The organism is Lacibacter sp., assembly GCF_035299325.1.
Lineage (GTDB): Bacteria > Bacteroidota > Bacteroidia > Chitinophagales > Chitinophagaceae > Lacibacter.
Window position 1 is genome coordinate 94,804 of sequence record NZ_DATGWT010000027.1, and the last position, 18,604, is coordinate 113,407.

General features: G+C 40.4%; 20 protein-coding genes. 14 read left to right on the forward strand and 6 right to left on the reverse strand.

Translation table 11 applies throughout. The annotated features are described in order from the left end of the window. Positions 1-17 precede the first annotated feature (17 nt). Positions 18-1,955, reverse strand: coding sequence for a glycosyltransferase family 2 protein (locus VK159_RS16420; RefSeq protein ID WP_324231249.1), 1,938 nt, complete (start codon positions 1,953-1,955; stop codon positions 18-20). A gap of 117 nt (positions 1,956-2,072) precedes the next feature. On the opposite strand from VK159_RS16420, the gene VK159_RS16425 reads away from it, so the two are divergent. From VK159_RS16425 to VK159_RS16470, 10 genes are all read left to right on the forward strand, one after another. After that, entirely contained in the window at positions 2,073-2,852 is a 780-nt protein-coding gene (locus tag VK159_RS16425; protein WP_324231250.1) for an inositol monophosphatase family protein, read from the forward strand. Between the two features lie 67 nt (positions 2,853-2,919). After that, positions 2,920-3,321 (forward strand): four helix bundle protein, encoded by a 402-nt coding sequence (locus VK159_RS16430; RefSeq protein WP_324231251.1) that lies wholly within the window; start codon positions 2,920-2,922, stop codon positions 3,319-3,321. 21 nt (positions 3,322-3,342) lie between these two features. Next, positions 3,343-4,377 (forward strand): thiamine-phosphate kinase, encoded by a 1,035-nt coding sequence (gene thiL / locus VK159_RS16435; RefSeq protein WP_324231252.1) that lies wholly within the window; start codon positions 3,343-3,345, stop codon positions 4,375-4,377. Positions 4,378-4,381: 4 nt separating this feature from the next. After that, positions 4,382-5,884, forward strand: a complete 1,503-nt coding sequence (locus VK159_RS16440; protein ID WP_324231253.1) for a S41 family peptidase — start codon at positions 4,382-4,384, stop codon at positions 5,882-5,884. An 82-nt stretch (positions 5,885-5,966) separates the two neighbouring features. Next, positions 5,967-6,266, forward strand: coding sequence for a hypothetical protein (locus tag VK159_RS16445; protein ID WP_324231254.1), 300 nt, complete (start codon positions 5,967-5,969; stop codon positions 6,264-6,266). Between the two features lie 182 nt (positions 6,267-6,448). Next, on the forward strand, positions 6,449-7,147 hold the full coding sequence (locus VK159_RS16450; RefSeq protein WP_324231255.1) for a response regulator transcription factor: 699 nt from the start codon (positions 6,449-6,451) through the stop codon (positions 7,145-7,147). Between the two features lie 38 nt (positions 7,148-7,185). Continuing rightward, on the forward strand, positions 7,186-8,556 hold the full coding sequence (locus VK159_RS16455; protein ID WP_324231256.1) for a sensor histidine kinase: 1,371 nt from the start codon (positions 7,186-7,188) through the stop codon (positions 8,554-8,556). A gap of 204 nt (positions 8,557-8,760) precedes the next feature. After that, positions 8,761-9,261: a hypothetical protein gene (locus VK159_RS16460; protein ID WP_324231257.1), complete on the forward strand. Its 501-nt coding sequence runs from the start codon at positions 8,761-8,763 to the stop codon at positions 9,259-9,261. 17 nt (positions 9,262-9,278) lie between these two features. Beyond that, positions 9,279-9,752, forward strand: coding sequence for a hypothetical protein (locus tag VK159_RS16465; protein ID WP_324231258.1), 474 nt, complete (start codon positions 9,279-9,281; stop codon positions 9,750-9,752). Continuing rightward, positions 9,733-10,557: a YoaK family protein gene (locus VK159_RS16470; protein WP_324231259.1), complete on the forward strand. Its 825-nt coding sequence runs from the start codon at positions 9,733-9,735 to the stop codon at positions 10,555-10,557. The genes VK159_RS16465 and VK159_RS16470 overlap by 20 nt, the downstream gene beginning before the upstream one ends. An 85-nt stretch (positions 10,558-10,642) precedes the next feature. Here VK159_RS16470 and nagA read toward each other — a convergent pair whose 3' ends face one another. The 4 genes from nagA to VK159_RS16490 are packed head-to-tail and all read right to left on the reverse strand — an operon-like array spanning position 10,643 to position 14,164. Continuing rightward, on the reverse strand, positions 10,643-11,755 hold the full coding sequence (gene nagA, locus VK159_RS16475) for an N-acetylglucosamine-6-phosphate deacetylase (RefSeq protein WP_324231260.1): 1,113 nt from the start codon (positions 11,753-11,755) through the stop codon (positions 10,643-10,645). Positions 11,756-11,761: 6 nt separating this feature from the next. Further along, on the reverse strand, positions 11,762-12,583 hold the full coding sequence (locus VK159_RS16480; RefSeq protein ID WP_324231261.1) for a nitrilase family protein: 822 nt from the start codon (positions 12,581-12,583) through the stop codon (positions 11,762-11,764). Between the two features lie 9 nt (positions 12,584-12,592). Then, positions 12,593-13,561 (reverse strand): lipid A deacylase LpxR family protein, encoded by a 969-nt coding sequence (locus VK159_RS16485; RefSeq protein WP_324231262.1) that lies wholly within the window; start codon positions 13,559-13,561, stop codon positions 12,593-12,595. Positions 13,562-13,597: 36 nt separating this feature from the next. Continuing rightward, positions 13,598-14,164 carry a regulatory protein RecX gene (locus tag VK159_RS16490; RefSeq protein WP_324231263.1) on the reverse strand — a complete coding sequence of 189 codons (567 nt, stop codon included), beginning with the start codon at positions 14,162-14,164 and terminating at the stop codon, positions 13,598-13,600. Here VK159_RS16490 and VK159_RS16495 point away from each other — a divergent pair. Then, a complete protein-coding gene (locus tag VK159_RS16495; RefSeq protein ID WP_324231264.1) occupies positions 14,163-14,747 on the forward strand; it encodes a hypothetical protein in 585 nt (194 codons plus the stop codon). The genes VK159_RS16490 and VK159_RS16495 overlap by 2 nt on opposite strands. Before the next feature lie 147 nt (positions 14,748-14,894). Here the strand turns inward: VK159_RS16495 and VK159_RS16500 are convergent, their stop codons facing one another. After that, the gene (locus tag VK159_RS16500) at positions 14,895-15,599 is read right to left on the reverse strand and encodes a Crp/Fnr family transcriptional regulator (protein WP_324231265.1); all 705 of its coding nucleotides are present in this window, start codon (positions 15,597-15,599) and stop codon (positions 14,895-14,897) included. 101 nt (positions 15,600-15,700) lie between these two features. Here VK159_RS16500 and VK159_RS16505 point away from each other — a divergent pair, with 101 nt between their 5' ends. From VK159_RS16505 to VK159_RS16515, 3 genes are all read left to right on the forward strand, one after another. After that, entirely contained in the window at positions 15,701-16,111 is a 411-nt protein-coding gene (locus tag VK159_RS16505) for a hypothetical protein (protein WP_324231266.1), read from the forward strand. A gap of 18 nt (positions 16,112-16,129) precedes the next feature. Then, the gene (locus VK159_RS16510) at positions 16,130-16,735 is read left to right on the forward strand and encodes a class I SAM-dependent methyltransferase (RefSeq protein WP_324231267.1); all 606 of its coding nucleotides are present in this window, start codon (positions 16,130-16,132) and stop codon (positions 16,733-16,735) included. A 197-nt stretch (positions 16,736-16,932) separates the two neighbouring features. Further along, positions 16,933-18,585: a SulP family inorganic anion transporter gene (locus VK159_RS16515; RefSeq protein WP_324231268.1), complete on the forward strand. Its 1,653-nt coding sequence runs from the start codon at positions 16,933-16,935 to the stop codon at positions 18,583-18,585. Positions 18,586-18,604 lie beyond the last annotated feature (19 nt).

Here is an 18,604-nt window from a genome sequence, read left to right on the forward strand (position 1 = left end):
TGTAATAACTCAAGGCCTTACTTGCTGCCTAATTTTTGATAATTCGCAAAGATGGTTTTGAGATCGTAAATGGGTTCGTATTCACGGGCATACCATTCATCGGCCAATAAAAGACCTTCTTCTTTCAGCTGTGATGAATGATGCGGTTGTCCCGCAGGCCCCAATACAGATGCGGGAAGTGTTGGCAAATGTTGACGTGAAGTAGAAAAACCAACCCATGTTTTTCGACCTGTGAAGACAGCAAGGCTATGTTGCAATAAGCTCAATGCATGCCGGTTGATGATGAAATGGAGTGGAAAGCTGAGTAAAAAGAGAGCTGATGTACTCACATCGATCAAGCGTTTAAGGCGAAGATTTACTTCTTCACTCAATTGTAATTTCTGCCGATGCAATACTTCACCGGCTTCATTCTTTGAATCACTACCGATAATGCTTTCACTATGTTGGGCATGTAAACGCAGCTTTACCCGTTTGCCTGTTTGCTCATACAATGTAATGATCTGTGCAAAAGACAGGTCTTTGCTTTGGCACAAGATCAATTCATTAGCCGGGGTATTTTGCAAAAGTTGTTGCAGCTCGTCTAAACGACCAAGCGATTTAGGTTCGTTCAGCGGACTCACAAAACCCTGGATGGTTTGGCTGCGACCATGAAGATGTAAAAGGTTATTTACTTTTATCAGATCTGATTCGGTACCTGCCACCAACGAAAAGTAATCATCTTCATCAATGGCTTTCTCCAATATATCTGCATATAACAAGATCCTTCGCCATAAGTAAAGAAACAGGTAACTGTACATTGCCCCAAGTAATACCAGACCTCTTGAGAATCGATATTCTTCAGGCAATAATGAATAAACAGCCAATATAATAAGAATGGAAATAAACGATGATTGCCAGAGATTTTTATAGCGGAACTTTTGCTCGTATAAACCTGTGTAATAACTCACCAGCAAAAACAGGAACGAAAACACCACAAATGAGATCCACAGTAATTTATTCATGTAAACGATCTCAGGCCTTATATAATTTGTCCATACAAATTTTGCAAGCATATAACTCAGGAAGATGAGCACAGCATCGAGCAATGGTAAACCGACACGCTGTATAAAACGCTTCAACAAACTCATCAATGCTCTTGCCCAAATGGCCGCATTGATGAGCGAACTGAAAACACCTGCACGGGAGGAGGAGTAATGTTTGCGCACAAAAAGACTCATGGCATCATAAAACATCCGCACATAATTCACCGATGATTTCTTGGTGCTTTCGCCTTTGAAGTGAAGAATCGACCGGTCGCTGAAATAGTAATTCTTATTCTTTGTCTTCTGTATCCTGTAACTCAGGTCCACATCTTCGCCATACATGAAAAAGCTTTCATCGAACCCGCCTGTTTGCGCCAGCACCTCTTTCCGTATCATCATAAAAGCACCCGCTAATACATCAACCGCATGGTTCTTATGTTCATCTAGATAGCCAAGATGGTATCGGCCAAATGTTTTTGAATGAGGAAAGAGGAATGACAAGCCGCTCAACTTATAGAACGAAGTTAGTGGCGATGGAAAAGAACGTTTGCTTTCCGGCAGAAACATTCCACTGCCATCAAGCATTCGGATGCCGATAGCACCTGCATCCGGTGTTTGCTGAAAAAAACTGAAGCAGGCAGTAAAACAGTCTTCCGGAACAACAGTATCGGGGTTCAGGAACAACACAAAATCGCCATTAGCCTGTTTAAGTGCCTGGTTACAGGCTTTACCAAACCCAACATTCTCTTTATTCCAATCAAAATGAATGTTCGTGAACTTTGGTTCGAGATATTCACGGCTACCATCAGACGAAGCATTATCAACCACAAACACTTCCGCATCAATCCCCTCAACAGCCTTTTGCACCGAAAGCAGGCATTGCTCCAGGAAGTATTTTACATTATAATTGACGATGATAACCGAAAGCTGCATAGGCTGTAAAAGGTCAAATCTAAAATCCCCGCCTGACCAATGCAAATATATTATTATAAAAAGGCGGGCAGGTAAAATCTGCAATCTCAAATCTGTGTTGCGGGGTTATCTTTGCGCATGCTTAAACAAACCCTAATTGCTGCTACCAAGGCAGGCGCAGAACAACTGACGCATTTTTTTCATGGTGATTTTATCGTTCATAACAAGGAAGGCGTGAACAATCTTGTAACCGAAGCTGATCATGCAGCGGAGAAAGCCATTTTTGAAGTCATAAAGAAAGAATTTCCTGATCATTATATTTTGAGTGAAGAAGCGGGAGAGATGGCGCAGGATTCAAATTACAAATGGATCATCGACCCGATTGATGGTACCGTGAATTTTGCAAACGGCATCCCTATCTGCTGTGTAAGTATCGGCATTGAGAAAGATGGCAAGATGATCATGGGTGCTGTGTACAATCCGCTTATGAATGAATTCTTTTTTGCCGAACGTGGCGGAGGTGCATATTTGAATGATAAACCTATTCATGTGAGTGAACAGAGCGAATTGATCAAAGCATGTATGGTTACCGGTTTCCCGTACACTTACCTCGATATGCCAAACGGTCCATTGCAGGTGTTTGAACGGTTTATCCGAAAGGGTATTCCTGTTCGTCGTTTAGGAAGTGCAGCCATTGATCTTTGCTGGGTAGCAGCAGGTCGCTTTGATGGGTTTTATGAACATAAGTTAAATGCTTGGGATAGTGCCGCAGGTTTTCTGCTGGTGGAAGAAGCAGGTGGTAAGGTTACTGATTTTAAAGGCGATCATTATTCACCTTATCAACCTCACATTGTTGCCACCAACGGAAAAATTCATGATGATTTGGTGGAAGTGATTAATGACAGGAAAAAGCTATAGGAAGTATTATGTGTTCTTGCTGAAATTGTAGATTTTAGATTTACGATTTCAGATTAACCTGAACACCATGGATAAGAATGAACTAAAAAAACGATCCAAGCAATTAGCTGTCAACACAGGATGGCTATGCTTAAAACTTCCTTTTAATGCCGTTAATAAGGAGTATGTAAGTCAGGTTGTAAGAAGCTCATCCTCTGGCGGAGCAAATTACAGGGCGGCATGCAGGGCAAAGTCGAAACCTGACTTTATTAACAAGCTGCGTATTGTAGAAGAAGAGTTAGACGAAAGCATGTATTTTTTTGAATTGCTGGCTGAGTTTAACCCAACATTTAAAGAGGAACTGAGAGATTTGTATAAAGAGGCGAATGAATTATTGTCTATTGTTATTACATCAATCAATACTTCTTTAAAGAATATGGAAATTGAAAAACAAACTGAGAAATCGGTTCGAAAGAATCTGAAATCGTAAATCTAAAATCTGAAATTAGAAATGAGTGAAGAACGTACAGAATTATCCTCTCTCGGAGAGTTTGGTTTAATTGAACATCTTACAAAAAATATTGAGCATCAGAACGCATCAACAATTCTTGGTGTGGGTGATGATGCAGCGGTGATCGATCATTTCGGGAAACAAACTGTTGTTACAACCGATCTGTTGATCGAGGGTGTGCATTTTGATCTGATGTATACACCACTTAAACACCTCGGTTATAAAAGTGTGGTGGTAAATGTGAGTGATATCTATGCCATGAATGCGACTCCTACACAGATCACATTAAGCCTGGCTGTGAGCAATCGTTTCAGTCTTGAAGCGTTAGAAGAATTTTATGATGGTGTGTACGTGGCTTGTGAAGAATATGGGGTTGATCTGGTTGGTGGCGATACCACTTCTTCTACAAAAGGATTTGTAATAAGCGTAACAGCTATTGGCGAAGTAGCACCCGATAAATTTGTAAAACGCAGCACGGCTAAACCAAACGATCTGATCTGCGTCACCGGTTATCTTGGCGGTGCATATCTTGGTTTATTGTTGCTTGAACGGGAAAAGAAAATCTTCCTTGAAACAAAAGGTGTGCAGCCTGATCTTGAAAACAGGGATTATATTGTTGGCCGTTTATTAAAGCCGGAAGCAAGAAAAGACATCATCGACTTTTTAGAGAAAGAGAAAATTGTACCAACAGCAATGATGGATATCAGCGATGGACTCAGCAGTGAGATATTGCACATCTGCAAACAAAGTGAAGTGGGTGCATTGATCTACGAAGACAAAATACCTGTGCATCCGGACGCAAAAGAATTTGCGTATAAATTAGAATTAGATCCAACCGCTTGTGCATTGAGTGGAGGTGAAGATTATGAACTGGTTTTTACCATTGCACAAAGTGATTATGATAAGATAAAAGATGTGAACGGCATCAGGATCGTAGGTCATATTACAGCAGCAGCAGAAGGTGCGCATATCATAACAAGAGGTGGCAATAAACATCAGCTGACGGCTCAGGGATGGAATGCATTTGGTAAATAGTTTTATGAGGAAAAACATCTTATTTGTAATTGCAGTAGTGTTTCTGTATGCATTGAGTTCCTGTTCCGCAACAGGAAGTGTTGCTTATACACCTGAACGTAAGTACAGTCCGGAGCAGTTGAAAGAAGATGTGCAGGTGATGGAAGAAACATTCAAAAAAAATCATCCTTCACTTTACTGGTATAATTCAAAAGAAGAAGTGGATGCTTCATTTCAACGGGCATATGAAAAGCTTAATGATTCGCTGAATGAAGTACAGTTCAGGAATGTAATTGCAGAAACTATTTTCCCAATTCGTTGCGGGCATACCAGTGTGCGTTTTTCTAAAAACTATAATCAATTCATTGCTGGCAAGCGTCTCCCAACTTTTCCTTTTGTTGCAAAAGTGGTGGACGATTCGACATTGGTGGTTACTGCTAATCTTAATCGTCGTGATTCATTGATCAGAACAGGAACACCGATTCTTTCCATCAATGGATTAACAGCAAGACAGGTAATTGATTCGCTTTTGCCACTTGTGTCTATTGATGGTAATTCAAAAAATTTCAGCTACCAGAATATCAGTAACAACTTCACCACGTATTATAACATACGATTTGGTTTGCAAAAGAATTACACCATCAACTATATAAATACAAGGGGTGAAGTGAAACGAACTGTGCTGCCGTTGTTTGATCCTGCAAGAGATACAACAAGACGCCGACCGGTTTCCATTACTCCACAAACCCCACCGGCTTCACAACCTGAAATTTCAGAAAGAAAGCAACGTTTGCAACGCACCCGTTCATTCAGTATTGATTCATCAAAGAAATTTGCAACATTACGCATCAGCAGTTTTGGTCCGGCATTGCAGAAACATTTCCTGAAGCGGGCGTTTAAGCAGTTAGAAAAGAAAAATATTCAGCACCTGGTAATTGATGTGCGGAACAATGGCGGCGGCCTCATCAAAAAATCATTATACCTAACACGCTTCATCAGCAAGGAACCGTTTGTGTTTACTGACTCTATTTATTCTGTTCAGCGAAAAGTGCAAAGCGATGCAAAAGTGAGTCGCAGGTTTATTTATAATCTTGGTTTATTCTTTTTGAATAAAAAGCAACAAGATGGAAAGTACAGGTTCAGGTTTTTTAATGAACGTATATACGAACCATTACCACAACGTTATAACGGACAGGTGTACCTGCTTACCGGTGGGTTTTCATTTTCTGCTACTACGTTGTTTGCAGCAGTTGTAAAAGGACAGGAGAATGTTACAATTGTTGGTGAAGAAACAGGTGGTGGCTATTATGGTAACAACGGTGTGTTTATTCCTGAGATGATCTTGCCAAACAGTAAACTTCGGGTGCGGTTACCGCTGTACCGCATTGTAAATAATAAGGATTACCCCAAAGACGGCCACGGTGTGTTGCCCGATGTAGAGGCAAAAGCCAGTGCCGAGAGCATCAGGCAAAACCGTGATCCGAAAATGGAGAAAGCCGTTCAGCTCATCATGCAACGGAAAGGATAGTACATCTGTCAGAATTGGTACATGTTGGTTAGCACAATTGTTGCCACCAAATAGAAATATTTCTGACAATAAAAATGAGCACATGAAAAGGGTTTATAGTGCATTGATTGCATTCGCTTTCGTTTTTACTTCCTGCACCAAAGAAGCAAATTGTATTGAGGGAACCATTCAGTGGGGTGGTGAACCTGCAGTTGATGGGTTGGGCTGGTATTTCCAGTCGGATGAATTTACAAAACCGGTGAAGCTCAAGAACCTCAGTTCAACTTACCAGGTAGATGATCTGGCAGTATCAGCTTGTCTGGTGAAAACAGATGAAAAGTATCAATGCTTTTGTGCAGAACCGCTGGATGTATACAGTATTGAAACTATCCGTAAGCGTTAGTTATAAATGGTCCATATCCGGGCTGTAAAAAGATCGCTTTATCGCTCCCGTTAGTTACTGTTTATATCTAAGATCAGGGTACTCAAACCCATACTCTAATCTGTTTTTAATCTTGTTTAACTTGTTTCAGGATATTTTTGCACATTATTGTGGCCAATAAAGGTTGCAGTAAACCAATGTGTATGAAAAAGATTCTGCTGGTTGAAGATGAAATGCATGTGGTTTCTTTTATTAAAAAGGGTCTTACTGAGGAAGGCTTTGATGTAACCGTGGCCTTTGACGGTAATACAGGCTTACAGCTTTTTTATGACAACCAGTTCGATCTGATTATCCTTGACATTATGTTGCCCGATAAAAACGGGCTTGAAGTATGTAAGGATGTACGCAAGGTGAATAATAATATCCCGGTATTATTTTTAACCGCTCTTGGCACTTCTGAAAACATTGTGTTGGGCTTAGAAACAGGCGCTGATGATTATCTTGTTAAGCCATTCAAATTTATTGAATTGCTTGCACGCATCCGCACATTGCTGCGCCGTACAGAAGCAGGTGGGGCTATTCCGGAAATTCAGGAAGACCACATTTACCGGTATGCAGACCTGGAAGTGAACGATTACAGCAAAGAAGTAGTTCGTGATAATAAACCTGTCTCACTTACGAGCACCGAATACAAGCTGTTGCTCTATTTCATAAAAAATAAAAACAAAGTGCTGTCCCGTACGGATATACTTGAAGAAGTATGGGGTGTGAACTTTGATATTGGTACGAACGTGGTAGATGTTTATGTAAATTATCTGCGTAAAAAAATTGATACCTATGCCGATCAAAAGTTGATCCACACGGTTATAGGTATGGGGTATGTGTTAAAAGATAACGGATAATCCTTTCTGCTCTCATAGAAAAGGGCAACAGTATAAAAATGAAAATACAGATCAAAACCACGCTTATATTGCTGACAGCATTTTTAAGCATCATTCTGTTGTTTAGCGGTTTTGTGTACCTCTCTGTTTCTAATTATTCGTACGAAGATTTTTATAAGCTGCTCGAAATACGTGCTGTTACTGCCGGGAAAGTTGAACTCGATCATGAAGGAAGTTCGCAGGAAATGGTAGCGCTGCGAAATGAGTTTTTTGAAAAACTGCCGCTGGAAAAAGACCGTTATTACCGTATCTCTCCGGGTGAGTCATTCAAAAATGAATCGCAGGAACTTGGTTTGCCTATTTCTTTTTTTAACGAGGTTATAAAAAAAGGTGAAAGCGAGTACAACAAAAACAGCATGTTTTATAAAGGCGTACGCTATAAAAGTAAACAGGGTGAGTACGTGGTGATTGCGTCGGCTCAAAACTATTTTGAATTACATCACTCCGCTTATCTGCGTCGTACACTCATCTTCGCCATAATTGCTGCTTTTCTTTTTTCAGCATTGATTGCTTTATATTTTGCACGTTATGTTTTTCGGCCGCTGCGTAAAATAACTGATCGTGTAAAAGAGATCAGTTCTGAAAATCTACATTTCCGCCTGGATAATAATATGAATAACGATGAGCTGACCGATCTTACCCGCACGTTTAACAATATGCTCGACAGAATTGAAACATCGTTTGAAACACAAAATAATTTCATCAGCAATGCATCGCACGAACTTCGTACACCATTAACGGCGATCATTGGGGAAGCCGATGTAACCTTATCAAAGATCCGAACCATAGATGAGTATATTGAAACCATCAAAGTGATCTTAGACGAAGCTGAAACACTTGACCGAAAAACAAAGGCCTTGCTCTTCCTTGCACAAACAGGCTTCAATGGTAAAAATCAAAAGTTTGATAAACTCCGTATCGATCAGTTGCTGTGGGATGTAAAAGAAACCATCGAAAAGATCAATACTGACAGCCGTATTCATATCGACATGAGTCTCCTGCCCGAAAACCCGGTGAAGTTGAAAGTGAAAGGCAACGAGCAATTGCTCCATCTTGCTTTAAGCAACATCATCAGCAATGCATGCAAGTACAGTAATAACAATGTGGTGCATGTATCCATCGGGGCATCTGATCAGAATGTATTTGTGATCGTAAAGGATCACGGTATCGGTATTCCTGATAAGGAGTTGAAATATATTTATGATCCTTTTTTCCGTGCTTCCAACACATTAAAATATGAAGGTTACGGTATCGGCTTACCGCTTACCCGTAACATCATTCGTTTGCATAATGGAGAAATACTTGTTTCTTCTATTGTTGGGCAAGGCACTACAGTACAAATTAATCTTCCTATCGGCCGCTTCGATTAATCACCGCTTTTATTAAAATCGAAAACCTGTTTAGCAATTCTTCCATCAGTTATTTGTGTTTGTTAAACAGTTAAAAAATAGTGCGTCTTTTTTAATCTCATTTTAATATCCGTCCTGTTATTCTAACAACATTCTAATAGCAGCTTAAAGTCGTTTTAATGTTCCAACAACAAATTTGCATCCTAAACGCAAAACAAAATAGCTATGGAAAAAACAGTATTGATACCAACTGACTTCAGCATTGCATCATTGAACATTGTAAAGAATTATTTGAACGGGCAGCCCGCAGATGTAAAGCTGAACATTATCCTGTTGCACGGGTTACACCAAGCAGATTCAATTACGAGTTTACTTTTTTATTCCAAATCACGCATGCTGGATGAATTAACCAGCAGGGAGTTTAATGAAGGTTGTCATGTATTGAAAAATAAATACGCATCGCAGATACGCAGCATACGCAAAGACGTGTTTAGTGGTTTTACACAAGCAGCATTCAACAATTATGCAGAAGCTAACCGTGTTGATGAAGTATGCATTCCCATTCTTTACAATCCTAAGTTCAAAAGCAAAAGCAGTTTCGACCTGCTTCCGTATATCAAAGCAAGTAAACTTCGTATTCAAACAATAGGCTCAGTATCAGATGTGCCGATGCCTGAAAAAGGGAAAGTGGCTGAGTTGTTTTTTAATCGTTTAACTGTTAGTTGACACCAAATTATACATCTATGAAATTAGTGCTTACCTATAGTCTTGTGTTTCTGTGTGGCATCCTTGGAGTTTTCATGTTGTTCAATGCATCTGCAAATCCCGAAAAGCTGATCCTTGGAAAGTGGAAAGAAACAGACTGGAAGTTTGAAACAGGAATTGCCTTTGCTGCAGATATTGCCGCAGCAAGTAAAGCCAAAGTAACACAACCTGAGTTTTCTTTTCACAGAGCAGAAGACTGGGAGTTTTTACCGGGTGGGCATTTACGATTAAAGATTGCAGGGCAGCAGGAGCTCTTAACCTGGCGCATAAAAGGAAGGGGTCATGTACTTCAGATCCAATACGGAAACGACCGGATTGAAAATTATCAGCTAACCGTTTTAGATAATAATAAAATGATTCTTAATGCAGAATCGGATGTGCAGGCAAGAGGGATTTCACAATTAATTTTTGAACGGGAAAAATCAGAAACATATGCTCAGAAAATACAGTAACAGCAGAACGTTAGGTGACAATATCAGACTTGGCGTGCTCACTGCATTTTCGGCCGGCATGGTCAATATTGCGTCACTTTTATTGTTCTTTTCTTTCAGTTCAAATATAACGGGACATTATGCCATTCTTGCGGCGGAATTGGTAAAAGGAAATTTATACCAGGCTGCCGTTGTACTTGGCTGGATCTTCCTGTTCTTCTTTGGAGGGTTTGTATCGAACATGTTTGTCATACACTTGAATAAGAAAAACACCTATGTAGCACATGCAATACCAATTGTGCTGGAAATTATCTGCCTGGTAGCAGTGGGTATCTACGGGCAGTTTTTTTACAATGAAACACTCATTGAAACAGAAGCCATGCTGGCGTTAATGTTGTTCGCAATGGGTTTACAAAATGGACTTACGGCAAGTATTTCAAATTTTGCTGTGAAAACCACACATCTTACCGGCATTACCACTGACCTGGGTATTTTGTTTTCGATGTTCACACACAAGGAATATCGAAACAATAAGGAAATGAAAGGGAAAGCAATTCTGTTATTATCTATTGCTGCTGCATACCTGGCTGGTGCAGTTGTGTCGGGCATTACTTATATGCATATGGGCTTTCGATTGTTTTATGTGGTGAGTTTGTTTTTAGTAGTGGTGATCTTTTACGATTTCTACAAATTGAAGCTCTTTCGCTATCTCAGCAACAAACGATCAAAAACGCAAGCTATACAATTGGAATCGCTGTCAAACCGACTTCCAGACATACCGGAACAAAAAAAGAAACGAACTCAAGAAGAAGTACCCGCCTATTGAATGTTGCAAGGGTACTCATGTTGATTGGGACTGCGGTATTCCTGCCGTAGTCCATCTTTTATTTTGTAAGTAGCGATGATTGTCATCAAAGAAACATGTTATTCCGGTAAACCTGTTTCACCAAGCCACCTTTGGAAAGAATAACAAGATCGGCATTAAACCCTTCTTCTATTTTACCGAAATCATGTAACTGTGCAACTCTTGCAGGATAAAGTGAAGCCATCCGCAACGCTTCATCAAATTCAATACCTGCATTGTTCACACAATTGTTCACCGCCTTTATCATGGTAAGTGCAGAACCCGACAGCGTTCCATCAGTTAATACATAACGATCGTCTTTTAATAAGTGCTGATATGCACCTTCTCTTGTTTCAGCTACTGCATCAGTGATCAGAAACAAACGTTCCTGCATCATTTTTTTACTGATGCGCACTGCGGCAAAAGAAGTATGAAATCCATCACACACAATACTGCTATGTGCAGTTGCATGATCATAGATGGCGCCAACCATGCCTAATTCCCTTCCCTGCAAAGGCGACATGGCATTGAATAAATGTGTTGCTGTTGTAATGCCTTTGTTGAAACCGGCAGTTGCCTGTTCATAGGTTGCATTACTGTGACCGGCCGAAACAACAATCTTATTATCAAGCAGGAGCTGAATCACTTCATCATTGCACAGTTCAGGTGCAAGTGTCATCATCTTGACAATGCCTTCACTTTTATCAACCAATAACTTTACTTCGTCAAGTGTTGGTTGTTTAATGTACTCTGACAAATGCGCCCCACGTTTTAAGGGATTGATATACGGCCCTTCAAGGTGTAACCCTATCAAGCCACTATTTGCATTTTGTTGCAGGAATGTTTTTGCAATATCAATGCCTTTCAAAAAAACATCTATGCTGTTGGTAGCCATCGTTAACAGGAAACGTGTACATCCACCACTTACACAATAAGCATCTGTCGCAAGTATTGCATCTTCATTCAACGCTTCTGAAAATAACAAGCCGTTGCCGCCATACAATTGCAGATCAATAAATGCAGGTACTAATAAACTACCTTCCAGATCATAACGATCGATATCAGCAGCAAGATCAGCTGCAGGTAATATTGCCTCGATCATTCCATTGCTTACCAACACAGCATAACCGTTTATAAAACGATCACCGGTAAAAACTGTTCCATTGTAAAATGCCAGCATGTTATATTATGGAAGAATGCTGAACGCATCTCCGTCTTTTAAGAAAGGAAGCTTATGACGTATCTCTTCAAGTTTTTCTTTGGAGAGTGTAATGGTGAACACATCTTCTTCATGTTCTTTTTCATACAACACTTCACCCATTGCATCAATGACCATGCTGTTACCACTGTGATAAATGCTGTTGCCATCATTGCCGGTTCGGTTCACGCCAATCAAATAGCATTGATTTTCGATGGCTCTTGCAGTGAGTAATGTTTTCCATGCATGCACTCTTCGTTCGGGCCAGTTGGCAACATAGATCAATATATCAAATTCAGGTTCATCATCGTTTGATTGCTGTCTTGCCCAAACAGGGAACCGAAGATCATAACAAACCATCAGGTTGATCTTCCAGCCATTCACCGAAGCGATCAAACGTTTAGTGCCTGCTGTATAATGTTTGTCTTCATCAGCATATGCAAACAAATGACGTTTATCATACACACCATATTGCCCGTTCGGTAACATCCAGATCAGCCTGTTGAAATATTGCAGGGTAGGGATGGTTTCGCCAGCCTGAACTATTTCATCTTTCACCATCAAGCTACCCGTAAGGATCAGCCTTTTTTCTGCTGCTATCTTTTTCATCCATTCAACCGTAGGGCCATTCATATCTTCACCTAGTTCTTCCGGCTTCATACTGAAACCGGTATTGAACATTTCAGGAAGCACAATGATCTGTGTGGGATGTTGAATAGAATTGATCTTCTCTTCCAGCATCTGCAGGTTGGCTGCTTTATCTTCCCAATGAAGATTTGTTTGAATGAGTGTGAATGTAAGATGACTCATGCAGCGAAGTTAACGAAAGCGGATGCTGAATGCAAAAGCACCGTACACTTCAAACGGATCGATCATGGTTTTCGCTTCCCGTTGTTTGATATGGTAAAAAGCTGAGAAGGAAGTCTGGCGGTTTGAAAGCATGATTCCTGTTTTAACGATATAAATCAACGGATTCAGTTCTGAAGTATAGTTGCCTTTCTCCTCACGGAACAAACCTCCCTGCACAGTTGCATTGTATGCCTGCGCCATGAGTGTGGGTTCAAGGAAAAAGATGAATTCAGTTTGATGTCGTTGCTGTTGTTTGTTTTGCCCAAGGCGGCCTGTCCAGTAAGCTGTGTACTGTTCATCTTCCAACCAGCCGAGTTTCAATAATACGCCGGCTGATGCATTGGTAAACGTATTGCCTAATGTTGCTTTACCTGTGGCGTGAAGACTAAAGTTTTTTGTAGCAGCGATGAGTGGCTGATAATAACGCACCGATGCATTTACACCTAGTTCGTTTTGCACCTGGTTTTCCCATCCATAAAGTTTATACAGACCAATGATTTTATGATAATTCGTTTGTACTTCTTTTCCTTTTGCACCGGGACCAACAATACCAACTGCTCCATCGAACAGCAATACACGTTCATCGTTAAACACATTGGTTTGTCCGTAGCTTGTATACAACCAACCGGCATAAGGACGGTCCTGCCGCTCCAGTACCTGCTCCAATGAGCGACGGTTGAGATGTGGGTTATAGATCATTTGCCCGGCTTCAACACGATGGAGTTTGGTAGCCAGTCTTGACGATGAAGTATTTTTTGCGAGCCATTGATAGCGAAGAAAAAGACCGTTGGAATAATAACGATCCTGCTTGGTGAAATTGTAATTATCGTTCTCGGTAATTAACGTAAACTCTTTGGTATAAACAGCCGCCTTGTCCTGGGCCTGTACAAAGGCAAAACAGGAAAATAGAAGGAAGGATACAATGGCTGGTTTCAACATGTGGTTACAAGATTACTAAAAATCAGAACATGAAGCTTAACGTAACAATTCGCTAATGATGCTTTGTTCATAGCCTTTTTGCATTAAATAATCGGTGATCTTCCTTTTGCGGATGAAGATATTTGTTTCACCTTTCAGTTGTTTCAATTTTTGATCATACAGCTTTTGCGCAGTGGCCCAATAATCTTCTTCATCGATCGCTTTCATTGCTTTTTTAATCAGGTACTCACTTACATATTTTTGTTTCAGTTCGTATTTGATCTTCACCCTTCCCCATTGCTTCATACGGAAACGCCCACCGGCGAACTGAACGGCAAACCGCTCTTCGTTCAGATAATCTTCTTCAATCAGTTTCGACAATAACTCTTCCACATCAGATTTACGCAACCCGAAGCCATACAGTTTTTCTTTTACCTCACTATGACAACGCTCCTGGTAAGCACAGTAGTGCTTTGCTTTCTGGTGCGCCTGTTCTTTGGTGAGTTGTTGCTTGTACATGAGTGAAGCAAATGTAAGAAGTCCTTTTAAAAATGATTTGCTTTGGCGGAAACCAAATACAAACCTGTACCATTCAAATACTATTCGTTCCTTAATTTGCAACATGTCTTTACTTCACCCACTTTCGCAGAACCTTCCTTTGCAGAAAGCCTTGTATGTTTTTGCACTTGAATCGGAAGCAGCAGAGGAATTTACCGATTGCAACACACTCATCACCGGTATTGGAAAAGTGAGTGCAGCGTATGCACTCACCAAATACATTGCACAGCATAAACCAGCTATGATCATCAATCTTGGTTCAGCAGGAAGCAGCATATTCAACAAAGGAGATATTGTTTGCTGTACACAATTCATACAACGGGACATGGATGTACGTGGACTTGGTTTTCAACTTTACGAAACACCGTTGAGCGGTATCGATCGTCTACTGCAATACGGCTTACAGATCGATGGCTTGCCAAAGAGCATTTGCGGCACAGGCGATAATTTTGAAATGAGCCATACAGCAACGGACTATAATGTTGTTGATATGGAAGCGTATCCACTTGCTTTAATTGCGATGCAGGAGAATATTCCTTTTCTCTGTTTGAAATACATTTCTGATGGTGCCAATGGAGATGCCGCCGATGACTGGAACGAGTTGGTGCATAAGGCGGCAGTTGCGTTTCGGAAATTGTTGTTTGGGTGAGGAAAGCTGCTTGGCCCTGACATAGCTGAAAGATTACTTTTTTGCTGTACAGTAAATAGTTTCACTCGTTGAGCTCATTGCTATCGGATGGTTGGGAGATCAGCAATCCTTAATGAAATAATTTCTTGAGGTTGTCAGTATTTTCTTTCAGCTTTTGGCGATCGATAAAAGTTTGTCAATATTAAGGATCGTGATCTTGCTGCCCGTTGTTTCTAAAATACCTTCCTGCTTTAATTCGCTTAACAAGCGCACTACGTTTTCTCTTGCTGTGCCTACAAGATTGGCGAGATCTTTCCTGCTCATGTTTATTTCTACATGCATGCCTGGTTTAAAATCAACCTTATATTTTTCTCTCAGGATGATGAGCTGTATGGCCAGCCGTTCCTTTGCAGATTTTTGTGTGAATAAAGAAAGGCTGTTGGTTAACACAGAAAATTCATGACTGAGTGTTTTCAATAACCGTTTACTTAATACTTCCGATTGTTGCATGGCTTCCAGGAAATCTTCTTTCGGAATAAAAACAATACTGCTGTTTTCTAAGGCAGCTGCAGAATCAGGATAATGATCCTGCGCAAGTATGGCATGGTAGCCAATGAGCTCACCGGTGTTGGCAACATAAATGATCTGTTCCCTGCCCTCTTTATCTGCTTTATATTTTTTTACTTTTCCCTCCTTGATAAAGAAGATGCCTGTGGGAAAACCACCTTCCCTGAAAATGATTTCTCCTTTTGCATAAAGATGTTCTGTTTGGTGCAGCGTAAGAAGAGCATAATCTTCCGGTGGAAGACCTGCCAAAATGGATTCACTTTTAAAATCCCATTTTTCAAAAGGGAAAAGACTGCGTATACTCATTGTAGAATATTCAAATTTAGTTTAATAAAACTTGATAAATATCACTTTTATGAGTGATAAGGTTAACCGCAACGGAAGGCACACGCCGGTAGCTTTGCACTATGCAAGTGAATAACCGATTCAAGAAAAACCTTTATTTCACTCATGACCATGAATGGATCGATTTCCAGGGTTCCGTTGCCTATACCGGGATATGCAGGTTTAAATTAACGGGTTTCAGGAATGTGCAACAGATGAAGTTTGATGAAGCTCCCGGTGTAAAAAAGAAAGGCGAAGTAATTGCATCAATCCATTACAACGATTACAAAATTGAAGCGCATATGCCGGTGGATGGAAAGATCATTCAGATCAATGATCATTTTTTAGAAGGCAATTATGAGCTGTTGCTTCATAACCCTGAAAATTTAGGTTGGGTTGCATTGATTATTCCATTTCAACCTGATGAACGCAACGGACTGTTACTACCTAAGGAATATAGTATACATACCAAAAGTAAGTATGCCAAGAGTTAATCATCCTCAATAAAAATTATGCACTTTCTTGAACAGAATAAATACAGAGATAAATGGTTTCGTTCTGACAAGGAGTTCGATGATCTTTATCCATACTATATAAAAGCACTGGCATTTAAACATTGGACGGCATTGAGTATAGCACGCAAGGCAGCTGATTTCCTGGCTGCTGAACCCAATACTTCTATTCTTGATATTGGTTGCGGTGTTGGAAAATTTTGTCTTGCTGCTGCACAACATCAACCCAAATCATTTTATTATGGCATTGAACAACGGAAATGGCTGCTCCACTATGCTGAGCATGCAAAAGCAGAATTAGAGTTAGAGAATGTGCATTTTATTGAAGGGAATTTCACACAGTTAGATTTTAATCGTTACGACCATTTTTATTTTTATAACCCGTTTTACGAAAACCTGACGGGTACCGATAAAATAGATGACAGTATTGATTACTCAGTTGAATTGTACAACTACTACAACCGTTATTTATTCAGAAAACTGCAGCAAAAACCTGCCGGTACAAGACTGGCAACCTTTCACAGCCTGGAAGAAGAAATACCATCTGATTACCATCTTGTAGGTAGTGAAGCAAACGAGCTGTTGAAATTCTGGATCAAAGTATAAAAGGCGTCTTGTAACATGTCTTAGAAATTAAACCGTCACAACGGAAGCCCTGACAACAACCAAGGATGCTGTACCCAACAGCATCCTCCTTTTACTTGTCTAAGAATTGCTGCTGATGAAGATGTACAAAAAAGATCACTTCATGTTTATTACAATTACACGAAGCGAAGGCAACCACTAAAACTCACTTTATAATCATGTTTCGTCCCAAACTTTTTGATACCCTTAAAAACTACAACCGTCAACAGTTTAGTAAAGATCTGATGGCGGGACTTATTGTTGGCATTGTAGCATTACCACTCGCTATTGCTTTTGCTATTGCCAGTGGCGTTTCTCCGGAAAAAGGATTGATTACTGCTGTTATTGCCGGGTTTATTATATCGGCATTAGGTGGAAGCCGTGTACAGATTGGTGGACCAACAGGTGCATTTATTGTAATTGTCTATGGTATTGTACAAACACATGGTGTAAACGGATTGATCATTGCCACCTTCATGGCAGGTGTTCTGTTGATCATTATGGGGTTGGCCAGATTGGGATCTGTGATCAGGTTTATTCCTCATCCGCTTATTGTTGGTTTTACCAGTGGGATAGCGATCATTATTTTTTCATCTCAGATGAAAGATTTTTTTGGACTGAAGATGGGAACAGTGCCTGCCGAATTCACCGATAAATGGAGCGCTTACATTACTCACTTCAGCAGTATGAATGTATACGCAACAGGTATTGCACTGGCAACCGTGCTGATCGTATTACTTTGGGGGAAAGTAACACACAAAATACCCGGGACTTTCATTGCTATTTTAGTAACAACTGCGGCAGTTTCAATTTTTCAATTGCCTGTTGAAACTATCGGCAGCCGGTTTGGTGCAATTCCTTCTTCCATTCCAACACCTTCATTTCCTCATCTGGATTTTGCAACAATCAGAAGTTTGGTGCAACCTGCTTTTACCATTGCTTTGCTTGGCGCAATTGAATCATTATTGTCTGCAGTGGTTGCAGATGGTATGACAGGAGGCAATCATAAATCGAATATGGAACTGATTGCACAAGGTACAGCGAATATATTCTCGTCTTTATTTGGTGGCATACCTGCAACAGGTGCAATTGCACGCACTGCCACCAATGTTAAGAATGGTGGACGTACACCCGTAGCAGGCATAGTGCATGCAGTTACGTTATTGCTCATTATGTTGTTTGTTGGGAAATGGGCAGCATTGATACCTATGTCAACATTAGCAGGAATATTGGTGGTGATCGCTTACAATATGAGCGAGTGGGAAAATTTCCGTTCGGTATTAAAAGGACCACGAAGTGATATTGCTGTTTTACTCACAACATTTTTCTTGACCGTATTTATTGATCTCACAGTTGCAATAGAAATAGGAATGATTCTGGCTGCTTTTTTATTCATGCGGAAAATGATCCAGTTCAGTGATGTGCGTTTGCTTTCGGGAGAAGCAGCAGACAATTCTGATGAGCAGGATAAAGAAGCGATCGGTAATTACGAGGTTCCGGATGGAGTGGATGTATTTGAAATAACAGGGCCACTGTTTTTTGGCGCTGCTTACAAGTTTAAAGACGCCATGAAGCTGATTGAAGAAACACCGAACGTATTGATTATACGAATGCGTCATGTGCCCATTATTGATGCAACCGGCATCAAGACCATTGAGGAAGTGTACAAAGAATCGAAGCGAAGAGGGACGAAACTTATTTTATCGGAAGTGCACAGCAACCAGGTGATGAAAGAATTGAAAGATGCAAGATTGTTGTTTGCCATCGGCAAATCAAATGTAACAACGAGTTTCACAGAAGCATTGGAAAGAAGCAGGTTAGTGATGAAGTAAAATGCATGACAGCTATCAA

Bases quoted from the DNA above. Each gene is read 5' to 3' on its own strand.
- VK159_RS16515 (WP_324231268.1), top strand. From the start codon at position 16,933: ATGTTTCGTCCCAAACTTTTTGATACCCTTAAAAACTACAACCGTCAA.
- VK159_RS16430 (WP_324231251.1), top strand. From the start codon at position 2,920: ATGGATAAGAATGAACTAAAAAAACGATCCAAGCAATTAGCTGTCAAC.
- VK159_RS16470 (WP_324231259.1), top strand. From the start codon at position 9,733: ATGCTCAGAAAATACAGTAACAGCAGAACGTTAGGTGACAATATCAGA.
- VK159_RS16425 (WP_324231250.1), top strand. From the start codon at position 2,073: ATGCTTAAACAAACCCTAATTGCTGCTACCAAGGCAGGCGCAGAACAA.
- VK159_RS16500 (WP_324231265.1), bottom strand. From the start codon at position 15,599: ATGAGTATACGCAGTCTTTTCCCTTTTGAAAAATGGGATTTTAAAAGT.
- VK159_RS16420 (WP_324231249.1), bottom strand. From the start codon at position 1,955: ATGCAGCTTTCGGTTATCATCGTCAATTATAATGTAAAATACTTCCTG.
- VK159_RS16480 (WP_324231261.1), bottom strand. From the start codon at position 12,583: ATGAGTCATCTTACATTCACACTCATTCAAACAAATCTTCATTGGGAA.
- VK159_RS16445 (WP_324231254.1), top strand. From the start codon at position 5,967: ATGAAAAGGGTTTATAGTGCATTGATTGCATTCGCTTTCGTTTTTACT.
- thiL (WP_324231252.1), top strand. From the start codon at position 3,343: ATGAGTGAAGAACGTACAGAATTATCCTCTCTCGGAGAGTTTGGTTTA.
- VK159_RS16495 (WP_324231264.1), top strand. From the start codon at position 14,163: ATGTCTTTACTTCACCCACTTTCGCAGAACCTTCCTTTGCAGAAAGCC.
- nagA (WP_324231260.1), bottom strand. From the start codon at position 11,755: ATGCTGGCATTTTACAATGGAACAGTTTTTACCGGTGATCGTTTTATA.
- VK159_RS16465 (WP_324231258.1), top strand. From the start codon at position 9,279: ATGAAATTAGTGCTTACCTATAGTCTTGTGTTTCTGTGTGGCATCCTT.
- VK159_RS16450 (WP_324231255.1), top strand. From the start codon at position 6,449: ATGAAAAAGATTCTGCTGGTTGAAGATGAAATGCATGTGGTTTCTTTT.
- VK159_RS16490 (WP_324231263.1), bottom strand. From the start codon at position 14,164: ATGTTGCAAATTAAGGAACGAATAGTATTTGAATGGTACAGGTTTGTA.
- VK159_RS16440 (WP_324231253.1), top strand. From the start codon at position 4,382: ATGAGGAAAAACATCTTATTTGTAATTGCAGTAGTGTTTCTGTATGCA.
- VK159_RS16485 (WP_324231262.1), bottom strand. From the start codon at position 13,561: ATGTTGAAACCAGCCATTGTATCCTTCCTTCTATTTTCCTGTTTTGCC.
- VK159_RS16460 (WP_324231257.1), top strand. From the start codon at position 8,761: ATGGAAAAAACAGTATTGATACCAACTGACTTCAGCATTGCATCATTG.
- VK159_RS16510 (WP_324231267.1), top strand. From the start codon at position 16,130: ATGCACTTTCTTGAACAGAATAAATACAGAGATAAATGGTTTCGTTCT.
- VK159_RS16455 (WP_324231256.1), top strand. From the start codon at position 7,186: ATGAAAATACAGATCAAAACCACGCTTATATTGCTGACAGCATTTTTA.
- VK159_RS16505 (WP_324231266.1), top strand. From the start codon at position 15,701: ATGCAAGTGAATAACCGATTCAAGAAAAACCTTTATTTCACTCATGAC.